The sequence below is a fragment of the Lelliottia sp. EB106-05-01-XG201 genome (assembly GCF_058791735.1).
Genome location: NZ_JBYTDV010000001.1, coordinates 4,331,263 through 4,347,910, shown reverse-complemented (window position 1 = coordinate 4,347,910; position 16,648 = coordinate 4,331,263). Strand labels below are relative to the sequence as shown.

At 55.9% G+C, this 16,648-nt stretch carries 17 protein-coding genes; 12 read left to right on the top strand and 5 right to left on the bottom strand.

Annotated elements, in window-relative coordinates:
* Nucleotides 1-271 precede the first annotated feature (271 nt).
* The 7 genes from aroK to trpS all read left to right on the top strand — a co-directional run bounded on the left by aroK (nt 272) and on the right by trpS (nt 6,677).
* Entirely contained in the window at nt 272-793 is a 522-nt protein-coding gene (gene aroK / locus AC3WS9_RS20405) for a shikimate kinase AroK (RefSeq protein WP_010436374.1), read from the top strand.
* A 57-nt stretch (nt 794-850) separates the two neighbouring features.
* A complete protein-coding gene (gene aroB, locus AC3WS9_RS20400) occupies nt 851-1,939 on the top strand; it encodes a 3-dehydroquinate synthase (protein WP_282493515.1) in 1,089 nt (362 codons plus the stop codon).
* Between the two features lie 92 nt (nt 1,940-2,031).
* Nucleotides 2,032-3,324, top strand: a complete 1,293-nt coding sequence (damX, locus tag AC3WS9_RS20395) for a cell division protein DamX (RefSeq protein ID WP_285146162.1) — start codon at nt 2,032-2,034, stop codon at nt 3,322-3,324.
* 67 nt (nt 3,325-3,391) lie between these two features.
* The gene (dam, locus tag AC3WS9_RS20390; protein WP_282493513.1) at nt 3,392-4,207 is read left to right on the top strand and encodes an adenine-specific DNA-methyltransferase; all 816 of its coding nucleotides are present in this window, start codon (nt 3,392-3,394) and stop codon (nt 4,205-4,207) included.
* Nucleotides 4,208-4,248: 41 nt separating this feature from the next.
* Nucleotides 4,249-4,926: a ribulose-phosphate 3-epimerase gene (gene rpe, locus AC3WS9_RS20385; RefSeq protein WP_282493512.1), complete on the top strand. Its 678-nt coding sequence runs from the start codon at nt 4,249-4,251 to the stop codon at nt 4,924-4,926.
* Nucleotides 4,919-5,680: a phosphoglycolate phosphatase gene (gene gph, locus AC3WS9_RS20380; protein WP_492490133.1), complete on the top strand. Its 762-nt coding sequence runs from the start codon at nt 4,919-4,921 to the stop codon at nt 5,678-5,680. The genes rpe and gph overlap by 8 nt, the downstream gene beginning before the upstream one ends.
* Nucleotides 5,673-6,677 carry a tryptophan--tRNA ligase gene (gene trpS / locus AC3WS9_RS20375; protein ID WP_282493510.1) on the top strand — a complete coding sequence of 335 codons (1,005 nt, stop codon included), beginning with the start codon at nt 5,673-5,675 and terminating at the stop codon, nt 6,675-6,677. Before gph ends, trpS begins: the two co-directional genes overlap by 8 nt.
* 149 nt (nt 6,678-6,826) lie before the next feature.
* On the opposite strand, the gene AC3WS9_RS20370 is transcribed toward trpS, so the two are convergent.
* From AC3WS9_RS20370 to nirB, 4 genes are all read right to left on the bottom strand, one after another.
* A complete protein-coding gene (locus AC3WS9_RS20370) occupies nt 6,827-7,000 on the bottom strand; it encodes a YhfL family protein (RefSeq protein ID WP_282493509.1) in 174 nt (57 codons plus the stop codon).
* Between the two features lie 149 nt (nt 7,001-7,149).
* Nucleotides 7,150-8,523, bottom strand: a complete 1,374-nt coding sequence (cysG, locus tag AC3WS9_RS20365; RefSeq protein WP_282493508.1) for a siroheme synthase CysG — start codon at nt 8,521-8,523, stop codon at nt 7,150-7,152.
* 139 nt (nt 8,524-8,662) lie between these two features.
* A complete protein-coding gene (nirD, locus tag AC3WS9_RS20360) occupies nt 8,663-8,989 on the bottom strand; it encodes a nitrite reductase small subunit NirD (RefSeq protein ID WP_282493507.1) in 327 nt (108 codons plus the stop codon).
* The gene (gene nirB, locus AC3WS9_RS20355) at nt 8,986-11,529 is read right to left on the bottom strand and encodes a nitrite reductase large subunit NirB (RefSeq protein ID WP_282493506.1); all 2,544 of its coding nucleotides are present in this window, start codon (nt 11,527-11,529) and stop codon (nt 8,986-8,988) included. The genes nirD and nirB overlap by 4 nt, the downstream gene beginning before the upstream one ends.
* Before the next feature lie 240 nt (nt 11,530-11,769).
* Between nirB and AC3WS9_RS20350 the strand changes: the two genes are divergently transcribed.
* Nucleotides 11,770-13,086, top strand: coding sequence for a cytosine deaminase (locus AC3WS9_RS20350; RefSeq protein WP_492490132.1), 1,317 nt, complete (start codon nt 11,770-11,772; stop codon nt 13,084-13,086).
* A 4-nt stretch (nt 13,087-13,090) separates the two neighbouring features.
* Here AC3WS9_RS20350 and tsgA read toward each other — a convergent pair whose 3' ends face one another.
* Nucleotides 13,091-14,275 (bottom strand): MFS transporter TsgA, encoded by a 1,185-nt coding sequence (gene tsgA / locus AC3WS9_RS20345; RefSeq protein WP_492490131.1) that lies wholly within the window; start codon nt 14,273-14,275, stop codon nt 13,091-13,093.
* A gap of 277 nt (nt 14,276-14,552) precedes the next feature.
* Between tsgA and ppiA the strand changes: the two genes are divergently transcribed.
* The 4 genes from ppiA to pabA all read left to right on the top strand — a co-directional run bounded on the left by ppiA (nt 14,553) and on the right by pabA (nt 16,587).
* The gene (gene ppiA / locus AC3WS9_RS20340; RefSeq protein WP_095283699.1) at nt 14,553-15,125 is read left to right on the top strand and encodes a peptidylprolyl isomerase A; all 573 of its coding nucleotides are present in this window, start codon (nt 14,553-14,555) and stop codon (nt 15,123-15,125) included.
* Nucleotides 15,126-15,231: 106 nt separating this feature from the next.
* Entirely contained in the window at nt 15,232-15,399 is a 168-nt protein-coding gene (locus tag AC3WS9_RS20335; RefSeq protein ID WP_095283698.1) for a YhfG family protein, read from the top strand.
* A complete protein-coding gene (locus AC3WS9_RS20330) occupies nt 15,389-15,991 on the top strand; it encodes a putative adenosine monophosphate-protein transferase Fic (RefSeq protein WP_282493503.1) in 603 nt (200 codons plus the stop codon). Before AC3WS9_RS20335 ends, AC3WS9_RS20330 begins: the two co-directional genes overlap by 11 nt.
* Nucleotides 15,992-16,023: 32 nt before the next feature.
* Nucleotides 16,024-16,587, top strand: coding sequence for an aminodeoxychorismate synthase component 2 (gene pabA, locus AC3WS9_RS20325; protein ID WP_492490130.1), 564 nt, complete (start codon nt 16,024-16,026; stop codon nt 16,585-16,587).
* The last annotated feature ends 61 nt before the right edge of the window (nt 16,588-16,648 follow it).

Below are 16,648 nucleotides of genomic sequence, written 5' to 3'. Positions count from 1 at the left end.
CATCCAGTTTGTTGCAGATGTTTGACGTGAGGCATGAATTAGCATACAAGGAGTACCGATTTGAGTTTCAGCTTCTCCTAATCTTACCTCTTGTTGCTTTAAGCATCTGGCGTGGTGATTTAATCAGTTGCCAAACAAGCAGGACTACTGAGATAATTTTTAGTCTGACTCTCGCACTATCGCATATGAGGTTTCAGTTCATGTCCTGCTACGCTGAGTGTCTGCGCAGCGGGGATTACCATTAACGAATAGTCTTAGTAGTACCGAAAAAATGGCAGAGAAACGCAATATCTTTCTGGTTGGGCCTATGGGTGCCGGCAAAAGCACTATTGGGCGCCAGTTGGCTCAACAACTCAATATGGAATTTTACGATTCTGATCAAGAGATTGAGAAACGAACCGGAGCTGATGTGGGCTGGGTCTTCGATGTAGAAGGCGAAGAAGGTTTCCGTGACCGTGAAGAAAAAGTTATCAATGAACTTACGGAAAAACAGGGCATCGTACTGGCAACGGGCGGCGGTTCTGTAAAATCTCGCGAAACTCGTAACCGTCTCTCCGCCCGCGGCGTTGTGGTCTATCTTGAGACGACCATCGAAAAACAGCTGGCACGTACGCAGCGCGATAAAAAGCGCCCGTTACTGCAGGTTGAAACGCCTCCACGTGAAGTTCTGGAAGCATTAGCCGGTGAACGCAATCCACTGTACGAAGAGATTGCGGATGTGACCATTCGTACCGACGATCAGAGCGCTAAAGTGGTTGCAAACCAGATTATTCATATGCTGGAAAGCAACTGATTCTGGCTTTATATACACTCGCCCACGGGTATAAGCATTTAAGGTGGATGTCGCGTCATGGAGAGGATTACAGTTACTCTCGGGGAACGTAGTTACCCTATCACCATCGCGGCTGGCTTGTTTAACGATCCAGCTTCCTTCTTACCACTGAAAGCGGGTGATCAGGCTATGCTTGTCACCAACGAGACTTTGGCTCCGCTTTATCTCGACAAGATTCGTCATCTGCTGGAACAGGCAGGTGTGAAGGTCGACAGTGTGATTCTGCCTGATGGCGAGCAGTATAAAAGCCTGGCGGTACTCGATACCGTCTTTACCGCATTACTGCAAAAACCGCATGGTCGCGATACGACACTCCTTGCCTTAGGCGGTGGTGTTGTTGGCGATCTGACGGGTTTTGCCGCGGCAAGTTATCAGCGTGGTGTTCGTTTTATTCAAATTCCTACCACGCTATTATCGCAAGTCGATTCCTCTGTTGGCGGCAAAACGGCCGTCAATCACCCGCTTGGCAAAAACATGATTGGCGCGTTCTACCAGCCGGCTTCGGTGGTGGTGGATCTCGACTGTCTGAAAACCCTGCCAAAACGCGAGCTGGCCTCCGGGCTGGCAGAAGTGATCAAATACGGCATTATTCTGGACGGTGAGTTCTTCGCCTGGCTGGAAGAGAACATGGATGCGCTGCTGAACCTCGACGGTCAGGCACTGGCGTACTGCATCCGCCGTTGTTGTGAGCTGAAAGCAGAAGTCGTCGCAGCAGACGAGCGGGAAACCGGCTTACGTGCTTTACTGAATCTGGGGCATACGTTCGGCCACGCGATTGAAGCCGAAATGGGCTACGGCAACTGGCTTCACGGTGAAGCGGTCGCTGCAGGCATGGTGATGGCTGCTCGCACCTCCGAACGTTTGGGTCAGTTCACCAAAGAAGAGACTCAACGTATCATCACGCTGCTGGAGCGCGCGGGTTTACCGGTGACGGGACCACGCGAAATGTCTTCGCAGGCGTATTTACCCCACATGATGCGTGATAAAAAAGTATTGGCTGGCGAGATGCGGTTGATTCTCCCGCTGGCAATAGGGAAGAGTGAAATGCGCGGCGGAGTGTCGCACGAAGTGGTTCTTGGCGCGATTGCTGATTGCCAGCAGGCGTAACAACTAGAAAGGTCTGGCTACTGTCAAAGGTAGCTATTTAGATTCAGGTGCAATGCAACGTCGTAAGCATGAGCCTTTGAGTGGGGTGTTAAATGGATGAATTCAAACCAGAAGACGAGCTGAAACCCGATCCCAGCGATCGTCGTACTGGTCGTTCTCGTCAATCTTCAGAACGTGATAACGAGCCGCAGATCAACTTTGACGATGTTGACCTGGATGCAGACGATCGTCGTCCGTCACGTAGCCGCAATGCGCGTGATGAGCGAGAAGAAGAAGAGGGTTATGAGTCCGAAGAAGATTCAATGGACGAAGAGCCTGTAGAGCGTCGCCCGCGCAAACGTAAAGCGGTAGCCAAAAAACCGGCTTCCCGTCAGTACATCATGATGGGCCTTGGCGTGTTTGTCCTGCTGCTGTTGATTATCGGCATCGGTTCCGCGCTTAAAGCACCGTCAACAAATTCCACTGAGCAGACCCCTTCCGCCGAAAAGAGCATTAGTCTTTCGGGGAATGATGCTGCCGATCAGGCCAATGGCGCGCAGCCTGCGCCGGGTACGACTTCTGCTGAGCAGACTGCGGGTCAGACCGCTAATGCGCCGCAGGATGTCTCCTTGCCGCCGGTTTCCTCGACGCCAACTCAGGGCCAGGCTCCTGCCGCGCCTGAAGGCCAACAGCGTGTTGAAGTTCAGGGCGATCTGAACAACGCATTGACTCAGCCTCAGAGCCAGGATCAGGTGAACAACGTGGTGGCTAGCTCCACGCTGCCAACCGAGCCTGCAACCGTGGCTCCGATTCGCGGCGGTGCGGCACAACCGCAAACCGCAGCAACGGAAACCAAACCGCGTCAGACTCAGACCCAAACCGCGCCGCGTCAGGAACGCAAACAGGCTGTGATTGAGCCGAAGCGTGAAACCAAACCGCAGGCAGTCGCGAAAGCACCAGAAACCAAACCTGTTGCTCAGCCTAAGCAGACCGAAACCGCAGCCGTGAAAGCGCCTGCTGCGACGACGACGGCTCCGAAGGCTACAACCACCGCGCCAGCAGCGACCACCGCACCAGCGGCGACGGCAACGGCCAGCGCGGCGACAGCCGGTAAAACGGCGGGCAACGTCGGTTCACTGAAATCTGCGCCATCCAGCAACTACACGCTTCAGTTGAGCAGCTCGTCGAGCTACGACAACCTGAACGGCTGGGCGAAGAAATCCAATCTGAAAAACTATGTGGTTTATCAGACGACCCGTAACGGACAACCCTGGTATGTGCTGGTAAGCGGCGTGTACGCCTCTAAAGACGAAGCGAAACGCGCAGTAGCGACGTTACCTGCGGATGTTCAGGCGAAAAACCCGTGGGCGAAACCGATTCATCAGGTTCAGGCTGATTTGAAGTAATGGTTAAAGCGCAGGATGCTGTCGGAGCTTTTTCCACAGCCGGAGAAGGTGTAATCAGTTAGTCAGCATGAAAAAAAATCGCGCTTTTCTAAAATGGGCAGGGGGGAAATACCCCCTGCTCGACGACATTAATAAACACCTGCCGAAAGGCGAGTGTCTTATCGAGCCCTTTGTGGGCGCTGGGTCGGTGTTCCTGAACACCGACTTTTCTCGCTATATCCTCGCGGATATCAACAGCGATCTCATTACCCTCTACAACATCGTCAAGACTCAAACCGATGAGTACATCGATGCGGCGCGTGAGCTCTTTACTCCAGAGAACAATAACCCGGACGCTTACTATCAATATCGCGCCGAGTTTAACCAGAGCACGGATCCATTCCGCCGGGCGCAGTTGTTCCTGTATCTGAATCGTCATGGCTACAATGGCCTGTGCAGGTACAACCTGAAGGGTGAGTTCAACGTGCCGTTTGGTCGCTACAAGCGCCCATACTTCCCGCTGGCCGAGTTGCAGCACTTCGCCGAAAAGGCGCAGAAAGCGGAATTCCACTGCATCTCTTATGAGAAGTGCATGGAAATGGCCAATGCGGACTCCGTGGTCTATTGCGATCCGCCGTACGCCCCGCTCTCGGCGACTGCAAACTTTACCGCCTATCACACCAACAGCTTCAGCCCGAAAGAGCAGGCGCATCTGGCAGAAATGGCGGAAAAGCTGGTCAGTAAGCAAATCACGGTGTTAATTTCGAACCACGACACGCCGGATACGCGCGAGTGGTACAAAGCGGCGAACGATCGTATTCAGCTTAAAGTGCGGCGCAGCATCAGCAGCAACGGCGGCACGCGTAAAAAGGTGGACGAACTGCTGGCGCTTTATCGCCCCTGAGCCGTTTCGCCCGCCGGTAACTACATTTCAAGGAGATGCGGATGAAACAGTTTTTGATTGCTCCCTCAATTCTGTCGGCCGATTTTGCCCGCCTGGGTGAAGACACGGCCAAAGCGTTAGCCGCGGGCGCGGATGTGGTCCACTTCGACGTGATGGACAACCACTACGTGCCTAACCTGACCATCGGCCCGATGGTCCTGAAAGCGCTGCGTAACTATGGCATCACCGCTCCGATTGACGTTCACCTGATGGTGAAGCCGGTCGATCGCATCGTGCCGGATTTTGCCGCAGCCGGTGCCAGCATCATTACCTTCCATCCCGAAGCCTCCGAGCACGTCGATCGCACGCTGCAGCTGATTAAAGAAAGCGGCTGTAAAGCGGGCCTGGTGTTTAACCCGGCGACCCCGCTCAGCTATCTCGATTACGTAATGGATAAGCTTGATGTGATCCTGCTGATGTCCGTGAATCCAGGCTTTGGCGGCCAGTCCTTCATTCCTCAGACGCTGGAGAAACTTCGCGAAGTGCGCCGTCGTATTGATGTGTCTGGGTATGACATTCGCCTGGAAGTGGATGGCGGCGTGAAGGTGGATAATATCGGCGAAATCGCGGCAGCGGGCGCGGATATGTTCGTGGCCGGCTCAGCGATTTTCGGCCAACCGGATTACAAAAAAGTCATCGATGAAATGCGCGGTGAACTGGCAAAGGTAAGTCATGAATAAGTTGCAGGCAATTCGGGGTGTGGCGTTTGACCTCGATGGTACGCTGGTAGACAGCGCGCCAGGTTTAACCAGCGCCGTGGATCAGGCGCTGTATGCGCTGGAACTGCCGGTCGCTGGTGAAGAACGCGTGGTGACCTGGATCGGTAACGGCGCAGACGTGCTGATGGAACGTGCCCTGACATGGGCGCGTCAGGAGCGGGCGATTTTGCGCTCTGCGCAGGGCAAACCCGGCGTTGACCATGCGGATATCCCGCAGGACGAACAGCTGCGCGTCCTGCGTAAGTTGTTCGACCGTTACTATGAAGAGACGGTGGAAGAGGGCAGTTTCCTGTTCCCGGATGTGGTCGAAACCCTGAGCGCCTTGCATTCCAGCGGCATGCCGCTGGCGCTGGTGACCAACAAACCGACGCCGTTTGTCGCCCCGTTGCTTGAAGCGCTCGACATCGCGAAGTACTTCTCCGTGATCGTCGGTGGCGATGACGTCCAGAACAAAAAGCCGCACCCGGAACCGATCTTACTGGTGGCCGGAAAACTGTCATTAGCGCCTGAACAGCTGCTCTTTGTCGGCGATTCGCGTAATGATATTCTGGCGGCCAAAGCGGCAGGGTCTCCTTCCGTCGGCTTAACCTACGGCTACAACTACGGTGAAGCCATCACGCTGAGTGAGCCGGACGTGGTGTTCGATCACTTCAAAGATTTACTGCCCGCACTCGGGCTTTCGCACAGTGAACATCAGGAATCGAAAAATGACTAAGCCCATCGTATTTAGTGGCGCACAGCCTTCAGGTGAATTGACCATTGGTAACTACATGGGTGCGTTACGTCAGTGGGTCAACATGCAGGATGATTATCACTGCATCTACTGCATCGTGGATTTACACGCGATTACCGCGCGTCAGGATCCTGAGAAACTGCGCAAAGCGACGCTGGATACGCTGGCGCTGTACCTGGCCTGCGGTATCGATCCTGAGAAAAGCACCATCTTCGTACAGTCTCACGTGCCAGAACATGCTCAGCTGGGCTGGGCGCTGAACTGCTACACCTATTTCGGTGAGCTGAGCCGCATGACTCAGTTCAAAGACAAATCCGCACGCTACTCCGAAAACATCAACGCCGGTCTGTTTGACTACCCGGTGCTGATGGCGGCTGACATTCTGCTGTATCAGACCAACCAGGTGCCGGTGGGTGAAGACCAGAAACAGCATCTGGAGCTGAGCCGCGATATCGCCCAGCGCTTCAACGCCATTTACGGCGATATCTTCAAAGTGCCAGAGCCGTTCATTCCGAAATCTGGCGCGCGCGTGATGTCCCTGCTTGAGCCGACCAAGAAGATGTCCAAGTCTGACGATAACCGCAACAACGTGATCGGCCTGCTGGAAGATCCGAAAGCGGTGGTTAAAAAGCTCAAGCGTGCGGTGACCGATTCCGACGAGCCGCCTGTCGTGCGCTACGACGTGCAGAACAAAGCGGGGGTTTCCAACCTGCTGGATATCCTCTCCGGCGTCACCGGGCAGAGCATTCCTGAGCTCGAGCAGCACTTCGAAGGCAAAATGTATGGTCATCTGAAGGGTGAAGTGGCTGACGCCGTTTCCGGCATGCTGACCGACCTGCAGGAGCGCTATCACCGTTTCCGTAATGACGAAGCTTTCCTGAACCAGGTGATGCGCGACGGCGCGGACAAAGCCAGCGCACGTGCGTCTGAAACCCTGAAAGCGGTGTATCAGGCGATTGGGTTTGTGGGTAAGCCTTAATGCTATTGCCGGGTGGCGCTAGCGCTTACCCGGCCTACGAAACACATATGTAGGCCGGGTAAGCGCTAGCGCCACCCGGCATAAAAACCGCACCCCACCCATAAAAAAAACCGGGAATTTCCCGGTTTTTTTTTGTACCTGCAAAAGGCTTACGGCTGTTCCGCCGCCGGGCCGCAGCCGCCGATCATTTTAGAGATCGAGATCGCCGGGTGCAGGAAGTAGTCGTAGCTACAGGTGTTTTTGGTATTTTGAACGTGACCGGTGCAAGCCGTCAAAGTCGATAACAGGCCCACTAAAACCGCGGCCTTTGCCAGTTTAAACATACACTTTCCTTGTAATGGAGCATTTCTTTTGGATGTACAACGAGGGAATAATGGAAAAATCCATTGCGCAGGCGGTATGTTATCGGCAGGCGTCAGACGGGAGTAGTCCAGTTAAGGACTACTCTTTGAAGAGAGATTATGCAGGGAAATTAATGGTTTGAGAACCAGTTCAGCTTCTCGCGCAGCTCGACCACGCGGCCGACAATAATCAGCGCCGGGCTTTCGACCTGCTGCGCCAGTTCGCCCAACTCTGTCAGCACGCCGCTCACGACGCGCTGTTTGATGGCGGTGCCGTTTTCCACCAGCGCCACCGGCATATCGCTTTGCATCCCGTGTTCCAGCAGTTTTTCCTGAATGGTCGCCGCCTGGTTCAGCCCCATGTAGAACACCAGCGTCTGTTTTTCAGCAGCCAGGTTATGCCAGTCCAGCTCGCTGCCGGTTTTCAGGTGGCCCGTCACCAGGCGTACGCTCTGGGCGTAATCACGATGCGTCAGCGGAATACCGGAGTAGGCCGAGCAGCCAGATGCAGCCGTAATACCGGGAACGACGGAGAACGGAATGCCCGCGTTACACAGGGTTTCCAGCTCTTCGCCACCGCGTCCAAAGATAAAGGGATCGCCGCCCTTGAGGCGCACCACACGTTTCCCTTTTTGCGCTTCGCGCAGCAGGATCTGGTTGATCTCCTCCTGCGGTACGCAGTGATATCCGGCGCGCTTGCCGACGAAGACGCGATCGGCGTCGCGGCGCACCAGATTCATAATGTCATCGGAGACCAGGCGATCGTAGACCACGATATCCGCCTGCTGGATCTGCTGCAGCCCCTTCAGGGTCAGTAAACCCGCGTCACCCGGCCCTGCGCCGACCAGCACCACTTCACCGCGATGGTCCAGCGGCTCGGTCAGCAGACGCTCGGTGCTCTCTTCAATCGCTTTCTGATCCTGATTCGCCAGCGACTGCGCCAGGCGATCGTTGACGAAGAATTTTTCCCAGAAGCGACGGCGTTCACCCACGGTGGCGAAAGTTTTCTTCACTCGTGAACGCAGCTGCCCCGCGTAGTGGGCGACCTGACCAAGATGCTGAGGCAAAATCGCTTCCAGTTTTTCGCGCAGCAAACGGGCCAGCACCGGGGAGGTCCCGCCGGACGACACGGCCACCATCAGCGGCGAGCGGTCGATAATCGACGGCATGATAAAGCTGGCTTCTTTCGGCGCATCGACCACGTTGCAGAATATGCGGCGGGTTTCACAGGCATCGCTCACGCGCTGGTTCACTGCGTCATTATCCGTCGCGGCGATGGTCAGCCAGCAGGTGTCGAGCAGCGTTTCGTCGAACTCGCCCTGCACCAGCGTCAGCATCCCTTCCTGCGCCCAGACGGTAAACTGCGGGTCGAAGGCGAGGGCGTTCACCGTCAGTCGGGCACCGGCCTCTAACAGCAGGCGCGCTTTGCGTTCAGCGACATCGCCACCGCCCACCAGCAGGCAGTCGCGGTTGCGTAATTGACAGAAAATCGGCAGGTGATCCACGACATTACCTCTCAGGGGTGAACAATTGCGATGATTACCGGAGTCGGACGCTCCGCTTTTTGAGTAGCATACCCGTAACGACAAAAGTCATACAGAAATTGGTGACGCTCACGGGAGGCGTTGCGCCTCCCGTGATGGTTTAGCCTTTCAGCTGCACCTGGCCGTCTTTGACGCGGACGTCGTAATGCTTCACGGAATGACTTTCATCTTCCATGCAGTGTCCGTCAGTGAGACGAAAACGCTGCTTTTTCAGCGGGCTGGCAACCCACAGTTCGCCCTGATGTTCAGCGATCAGGCCGCGAGACAACACGCTGGCCTCAAAGAACGGGTCGATGTTGCTGATGGCGAAAACCTGTTCATCGTGGCGCGGGCGGAAGATTGCCACGTGCTCGTTACCCAGCAGTGCACAAACGCCAGTTGCCGGAATGATGTCGTCGATTTTGCAGATGTTTACCCACTGGCTCATACGTTTTCCTCCACCAGAGTCACCGGAATGCGCTCGTACGGCGTGGCCGGACGATGCTGTTCGCGCTCAGGCACCACCTGGACGTTCGGATCGCGCTGGGTGCTGTTGATAAAGTGTTTGAAGCGCACCTGTGCGGCTGGCGTGTTGACGGTTTCCGTCCACTCGCAAATCACCGCCTCGCGCAGGCGGGCAATCTCTTCTTCCAGATGCTCGTTCAGACCGAGTTTGTCGTCGATGATGACCGATTTCAGATACTCGATGCCACCTTCCAGGTTATCCAGCCAGGAGGCGGTACGGGTCAGTTTGTCGGCGGTACGAATGTAGAACATCATGAAGCGGTCGAGGTATTTCAGCAGCGTTTCGCGGTCAAGATCGGCGGCCAGCAGGTCGGCGTGACGCGGTTTCATCCCGCCGTTACCACAGACGTACAGGTTCCAGCCTTTCTCGGTGGCGATAATCCCCACGTCTTTGCCCTGTGCTTCCGCACATTCACGGGTACAGCCGGAGACGCCGAACTTCATTTTGTGCGGGGTACGAATACCTTTGTAGCGGTTTTCCAGCTCAACGCCGAAGCCCACGCTGTCGCCCACGCCGTAACGGCACCAGGTGCTGCCCACGCAGGTTTTTGCCATACGCAGCGCTTTGGCATACGCGTGGCCGGTTTCGAAGCCCGCTTCGATCAGCTGACGCCAGATTTCCGGCAGGTCATCTTTCTGCGCACCAAACAGACCGATACGCTGGGAACCGGTGATTTTGGTGTACAGGTTAAATTCGCGCGCCACGCGGCCAACGGCCACCAGACCTTCCGGGGTGATTTCGCCACCGGCAGAGCGTGGGATCACGGAGTAGGTGCCGTCTTTCTGGATGTTGGCGAGGAAATTGTCGTTGGTGTCCTGCAGCGGCGTGTGCTCTGGCTTCAGGATGTAGTCGTTCCAGCAGGAGGCGAGCAGGGAACCGACGGTCGGTTTACACACTTCGCACCCGTAGCCCTGGCCGTGTTTCTGCAGCAGCTCGTCGAAGGTTTTGATGCCTTCCACGCGGATCAGGTGGTAAATCTCCTGACGTGAGTAAGAGAAGTGCTCACACAGGTTGTTGTTCACTTCGATGCCCTGTTTCGCCAGTTCGGCGTTCAGCACCTGAGTCACCAGCGGAATACAGCCGCCGCAGCCGGTCCCGGCTTTGGTTTCGGCTTTCAGCGCCGCAACGGTGTGGCAGCCTTTGTTGATCGCGGAGATCAGCATGCCTTTGGTCACGTCGAAGCAGGAGCAGATCTGCGCGCTGTCCGGCAGTTTATCCACGCCGATAGACGGTTTGCCACTGGAGGCATGAGCAGGCAGGATCAGCGCGTCCGGGTTTTCCGGCAGCTCGATGGCGTTCAGGACCAGCTGCAGCAGGTTGCCGAAATCCGTGGTATCGCCCACCAGCACCGCACCCAGCAGGGTTTTGTTGTCCTGGCTGACAATCAGACGTTTGTAGACCTCTTTGCTTTCGTCGAGGTACACGTAGCTGCGACAGCCCGGCGTGCGACCGTGTGCATCGCCGATCCCGCCGACGTCTACGCCGAGCAGTTTCAGCTTGGCGCTCATGTCCGCGCCGGTGAAGGCATTTTCGTTACCGAGGATGTGGTCCACGGCGACCTGCGCCATTTTGTAGCCTGGTGCCACGAGGCCGTACACGCGGTTGCTCCAGCTGGCGCATTCGCCGATGGCGTAGATGTCCGGGTCGGAGGTCTGACAGGAGTCGTTAATCATGATCCCGCCGCGCTGCGCCACGGCCAGACCGCACTGGGTCGCCATTTTGTCGCGTGGACGGATACCGGTGGAGAAGACGATGAAGTCCACTTCCAGCTCGCTGCCGTCGGCGAAGCGCATGGTTTTACGCGCTTCGGTGCCTTCCTGAACGATCTCTTTGGTATTTTTGCTGGTGTGAACTTTCACACCCATGCTCTCGATCTTACGGCGCAGCTGATCGCCGCCCATATGGTCGAGCTGTTCGGCCATCAGCATCGGGGCAAATTCGATGACGTGGGTTTCGACACCTAAGTTTTTCAGCGCGCCTGCCGCTTCGAGGCCGAGCAGACCGCCGCCGACGACCGCGCCGCGTTTACTGCGACGCGCGCAGGATTCGATCGCTTTGAGGTCTTCAATGGTACGATAAACGAAGCAATCCTGTGTTTCCGAGCCCTTGATAGGCGGGATCCACGGGTAAGAGCCAGTCGCCATGATCAACTTATCGTAAAAAACGGTCCGTCCGGCACTGGAGTGGATCACCTTTTCCTGGCGGTTGATGGTGATGGCGCGCTCGCCCACCAGCACTTTGACGCCATGCTTCTCGTAGAAACCTTCACGCACCAGAGAAAGTTCTTCAGCGGTGTGATGGGAGAAGTAGGAAGAGAGGTGGACACGATCGTATGCTTGACGGGGTTCTTCACAGAAGACGGTAATATCGAACTGGGCAGCGTCAGCTTTATCGAGAAGATCCTCAATAAAGCGGTGGCCGACCATGCCGTTACCAATAATAGCGAGTCTGACTTTGCTCATTTTTGCCTCGATTTCTTTTCTATTACTGCCTACCTTAACGATTCAGCAGGGGCGCTTATTGATACAAATCAAATACGCCTTTAACTACCCCTTAGTGGGTATATCGCTGATTTGTCAGGATTTTTATAAGTCTCGGAAATAGCACGCTTTTCGCGAGCGTCTATTTTCTATACAAATTAGGGGCCTAATGATTAAGATGACGTACCCCTTAATTTCAGCCGCGTTTTTCGGGAGAAAGGTATGACGACAACACCACTTTGGCTCGTTCAGAATGTTCGGTTACCGGGCCGGGAAGGGTTATGGCAGATCGGCATCGAGAATGGCCGTTTTGCTGAGATCACCCCGATGAGCGACGCGCACGACGAAAGCTACGAAGTGCTCAACGCCCGCGGCGGGCTGGCGATCCCGCCGTTTATCGAGCCGCATATTCATCTCGATACGACCCAGACTGCGGGCGAACCCAGCTGGAACCAGTCCGGCACGCTGTTTGAAGGCATCGAGCGCTGGGCAGAGCGTAAGGCGCTCCTGAGTCACGAAGACGTCAAAGTCCGCGCGTGGAAGACGCTGAAATGGCAAATTGCCAACGGCATCCAGTTCGTGCGCACCCACGTGGATGTCTCCGACCCGACGCTCACCGCCCTGAAAGCGATGCTGGAGGTGAAACAGGAAGTCGCGCCCTGGGTGACGCTGCAAATCGTCGCCTTCCCGCAGGAGGGAATTCTCTCTTATCCCAACGGCGCGGCGCTGCTGGAAGAGGCATTAAAACTGGGCGCGGATGTGGTCGGGGCAATCCCACACTTTGAATTCACTCGCGAGTATGGCGTCCAGTCTCTGCACATCGCTTTCGAGCTGGCGAAGAAATATGACCGTCCGCTGGATATTCACTGCGATGAGATCGACGACGAGCAGTCGCGCTTCGTCGAAACCGTCGCCACCCTGGCGTACGAGGCGGGCATCGGCCATCGCGTGACCGCCAGCCACACCACGGCGATGCACTCCTACAACGGGGCGTACACCTCGCGCCTGTTCCGCCTGCTGAAGATGTCCAACATCAACTTTGTCGCTAACCCGCTGGTGAATGTTCATCTGCAGGGACGCTTTGACGACTATCCGAAGCGCCGCGGTATCACTCGCGTGAAGGAGCTGCAGGAGGCAGGCATCAACGTCTGCTTCGGCCATGATGACGTCTTTGACCCGTGGTATCCGCTGGGTACGGGCAATATGCTGCAGGTGCTGCACATGGGGCTGCACGTCTGTCAGATGATGGGCTATGGGCAGATCGACAGCGGTCTCAACCTGATCACCCACAACAGCGCCAGAACCTTTGGCCTGACGGATTACGGGATCGAAACGGGCAATCCGGCGAATCTGATTATTTTGCCTGCGGAGAGTGGGTTTGAAGCGGTGCGCTGCCAGGTGCCGGTGCGCTGGTCGATTCGTCAGGGAAGGGTGATTGCCACCACGCAGCTGGCACAGACGTGGATCCAGACGGATAGCGGAGGAGAGGAAGTGAACTTTACCCGAAACAGCCCCTTCGCCGGTAGCAAAGGGGCATAGGGACTTAGTGAGAAGCCGCTGCCGTGTTGTGCTGACGGTGGCGGGTCACAAAGCCCAGAATCAGACACATCACGAACACTACCGCGTACAGGCCGTTTGCCGTGTGCAGGGCCGCCAGCGGACCGCTGTGGGCGACGATCGGGCCGGTCACCACGAAGGTCAGCATGGTGCCGATGGTCCCGCAGGTCAGCACGAAGTTGACCAGCTTCGGCGACGCCACTTTGGTTTGCAGGGAGCCGAGCGTAATGATCGAGGTGTAAATCGCGCTGGAGAAGAAGCCGAGGGTCAGGATGAACCACGGCATATGCTCCGGTGATCCGGTAATGAACAGATACATCAGCACGGTCGCCAGGCCTGCCAGCACGGTCAGAATGCGCTGCAGATCGAAGAAGCGCAGGATGAAGCTAAATGCCCACATGCCGAACATGTACGACATCCAGAAATCGCTCACCAGTTTACCCGCGTCGTTCAGGCTCATGCCCAGACCTTTAGCGTATTCCGGCACCCAGGAGATAAAGCCCAGTTGGCCAAGGATGTAGCACAGGGCCGCAATGGAGAGGAACAGCACGCCGATGCCCCATTTCTCTTTCACCACCGGCTCGGCACTCTGCTCGGCTTTTTTGCCCAGCACCGGGAAATCACAGCCGAAGGTCAGAATAAAGATCGCCACGTACACCAGGCCGATACAGGCATAAACCCAGTACCACTCGATGCTGCGCGCCAGCAGAACGGCGGCAACCATCGGGAAGATCATCCCCGCCATGCTGAAGAACGAGTCGGTGAACAGCAGACGCGCGCCACGCTGGCGGCCTTCATACATATGGGTAATCAGGAAGGTCCCGATGGACATGGTGATCCCGCTGACCAGGCCGAGTACGAACATCGACGCCGAGAACAGGGCGATGCTGTGGCTGACCATCAGACCCGCCACGGCGGCGACCATCAGCACAAAGCCGAAACGCAGCTGCGTTTTCAGCGGCACGATTTCCATCAGCCAGGCGTTTAAGAAGATAGAGATCAGGATCCCGGCGTTCAGGAAGGTAAAGGTGTTGCTCATGCTGGAAACCGGTAACTGGAAATAATCGGCAATATTGCCCATTACCATCCCGGTGACGATCACCAGTGCGCCGGTGAGGGCGTAGGAGAAGAAGCTGATCCATGTGAGCTTGATGCGATTGCTGTTAGTCATGTCTGCCTTATTTAGGTACGTAAAGCGCGTTGACCGCGCCGAGTGCGGGCAGATTTTAGTCATTAAAGTGATCTATTTAAATCTTTTCTGAAAATTATGATCCTCGTTGCAATTTTTCTTATGAGGTAAATCACCTTTTTACCCCCTGGATTCAACTGATTGGCCGGTTACAACTGTTTCAAATTCGTAAAATTAGGTAAAAGGCTGGCCTCCGTCCATACTGCTCTTTAGAATCAAGGCACTTGCCTTATTTACTGCGCTTTCTTAAGGAATTCTCATGCTCAAATCAACTCTGGCGGCTGTCGCAGCTGTGTTTGCACTTTCTGCTGTCTCTCCTGCTGTTCTGGCAGCGAAAGGTGATCCCCATGTTTTGCTGACAACCTCTGCCGGGAATATTGAGCTGGAACTGAACAGCCAGAAAGCTCCTGTTTCTGTGAAGAACTTCCTCGACTACGTGAACAGTGGTTTCTATAACAACACCACTTTCCACCGCGTGATCCCGGGCTTTATGCTCCAGGGCGGCGGCTTCAACGAACAGATGCAGCAGAAACAGCCTAACGCGCCGATCAAAAACGAAGCCGACAACGGCCTGCGCAATACCCGCGGCACCATCTCTATGGCGCGCACCGCGGATAAAGACAGCGCGACCAGCCAGTTCTTCCTGAACGTGGCCGACAACGCCTTCCTCGATCACGGCCAGCGTGATTTTGGTTATGCGGTATTCGGTAAAGTTGTGAAAGGGATGGACGTGGCTGATAAGATCTCTCAGGTGCAGACCCATGACGTCGGTCCTTACCAAAATGTTCCGACAAAACCGGTCGTTATCCTCTCCGCAAAAGTGCTGCCGTAAGTTTCTCCTCTGCGGGTCTCCTCGCCCGCATTGCTTGCTCCTCCCTGCGAAAGCGCAGTTTGCTGCTTATACTTGTGGCAAACGGACACATTCAGGGAGGCGTTAAGTGAAAAAACTCACCGATAAACAAAAGTCCCGTCTCTGGGAGCAACAGCGAAATGCCAATTTCCAGGCCAGCCGACGCCTCGAAGGGGTCGACAGCCCGTTAGTCACGCTCAGCGCGCAGGAAGCTGAAGTGCGTCTTGAGGAACTCAGGAGGCACTATGAGCGATAAAATTGGCGATGACCGCGACCCGTACCTCTATCCCGGCCTGAATGTGATGCGCAATGCGCTCAGTATCCGCCAGGCGGAGCGACTGGCGCAGGCCTCTTACGAACTGACGGCGCTGCGTGCCGCTACGCTGCCTCTCGGCCCTCCGGCGCGCGGTTTGCCGCATCTCTGCGCCATTCATCGCCACCTGTATCAGGATATTTTCAGCTGGGCCGGAGCAATCCGTGAGGTCGATATCTACCAGGGCGACACCCGTTTTTGCCACTTCGCCTATATCGAAAAAGAGGGCAACGCCCTGATGCAGGATTTGGAAGAGGAAGGCTATCTGGTGGGTCTCGAGCGCGAGGAATTTATTGCTCGTCTCAGCCACTACTACTGTGAGATCAACGTTCTGCACCCGTTCCGCATTGGCAACGGCATCGCCCAGCGCGTCTTCTTCGAGCAACTGGCGATCCATGCGGGCTATCAGCTGAGTTGGCGAGGCATCGACCCGGACGAATGGGCGGCGGCTAACCAGAGCGGGGCGATGGGCGATTTGACCGCGCTCACCGCCATCTTTGCCAAAGTAGTGAGCGAAGCGCGGGAAACTGAGTAGAATAGGGCGGCTATTTTTGTCCCGGAGCCGCCATGATCCTGCTGATTGATAACTACGATTCCTTTACCTGGAACCTTTACCAGTACTTTTGTGAACTGGGGGCAGAGGTGATCGTCCGGCGTAACGACGACATTACGCTGGCTGATATCGACGCGCTGGCCCCGCAGAAAATCGTCATTTCACCGGGACCCTGCACGCCCGATGAGTCGGGCATTTCGCTGGATGTTATCCGCCACTACTCCGGAAAACTGCCGATCCTCGGCGTCTGTCTCGGGCATCAGGCTATCGCTCAGGTGTTCGGGGCGACCATCGTCCGCGCCGAACGAGTGATGCACGGCAAAACCTCACCTGTCACGCACACCGGAACCGGCGTGTTTCGCGGGCTGAATAATCCGCTGATGGTCACGCGCTATCACTCTCTGGTCATCGACCCGCCCACGCTTCCCGATTGTTTTGAAGTCACCGCCTGGAGCGATACTCAGCAGATCATGGGCATTCGCCATCGCGAGTGGGATCTCGAAGGGGTGCAGTTCCACCCGGAGAGCATTCTGAGCGAGCAGGGCCACGAACTTCTGGCCAATTTCCTCCATCGCTGAATTTTTATTGCCTTGCTGTGATTTTTTATGCATATTTTGTGATTATATTTTCACGCGAACT

Coding starts and splice junctions, on each gene's coding strand:
- rpe (WP_282493512.1), top strand. CDS start 4,249: ATGAAACAGTTTTTGATTGCTCCCTCAATTCTGTCGGCCGATTTTGCC.
- gph (WP_492490133.1), top strand. CDS start 4,919: ATGAATAAGTTGCAGGCAATTCGGGGTGTGGCGTTTGACCTCGATGGT.
- AC3WS9_RS20370 (WP_282493509.1), bottom strand. CDS start 7,000: ATGTTTAAACTGGCAAAGGCCGCGGTTTTAGTGGGCCTGTTATCGACT.
- ppiA (WP_095283699.1), top strand. CDS start 14,553: ATGCTCAAATCAACTCTGGCGGCTGTCGCAGCTGTGTTTGCACTTTCT.
- tsgA (WP_492490131.1), bottom strand. CDS start 14,275: ATGACTAACAGCAATCGCATCAAGCTCACATGGATCAGCTTCTTCTCC.
- AC3WS9_RS20330 (WP_282493503.1), top strand. CDS start 15,389: ATGAGCGATAAAATTGGCGATGACCGCGACCCGTACCTCTATCCCGGC.
- damX (WP_285146162.1), top strand. CDS start 2,032: ATGGATGAATTCAAACCAGAAGACGAGCTGAAACCCGATCCCAGCGAT.
- AC3WS9_RS20350 (WP_492490132.1), top strand. CDS start 11,770: ATGACGACAACACCACTTTGGCTCGTTCAGAATGTTCGGTTACCGGGC.
- nirB (WP_282493506.1), bottom strand. CDS start 11,529: ATGAGCAAAGTCAGACTCGCTATTATTGGTAACGGCATGGTCGGCCAC.
- pabA (WP_492490130.1), top strand. CDS start 16,024: ATGATCCTGCTGATTGATAACTACGATTCCTTTACCTGGAACCTTTAC.
- trpS (WP_282493510.1), top strand. CDS start 5,673: ATGACTAAGCCCATCGTATTTAGTGGCGCACAGCCTTCAGGTGAATTG.
- nirD (WP_282493507.1), bottom strand. CDS start 8,989: ATGAGCCAGTGGGTAAACATCTGCAAAATCGACGACATCATTCCGGCA.
- dam (WP_282493513.1), top strand. CDS start 3,392: ATGAAAAAAAATCGCGCTTTTCTAAAATGGGCAGGGGGGAAATACCCC.
- aroK (WP_010436374.1), top strand. CDS start 272: ATGGCAGAGAAACGCAATATCTTTCTGGTTGGGCCTATGGGTGCCGGC.
- aroB (WP_282493515.1), top strand. CDS start 851: ATGGAGAGGATTACAGTTACTCTCGGGGAACGTAGTTACCCTATCACC.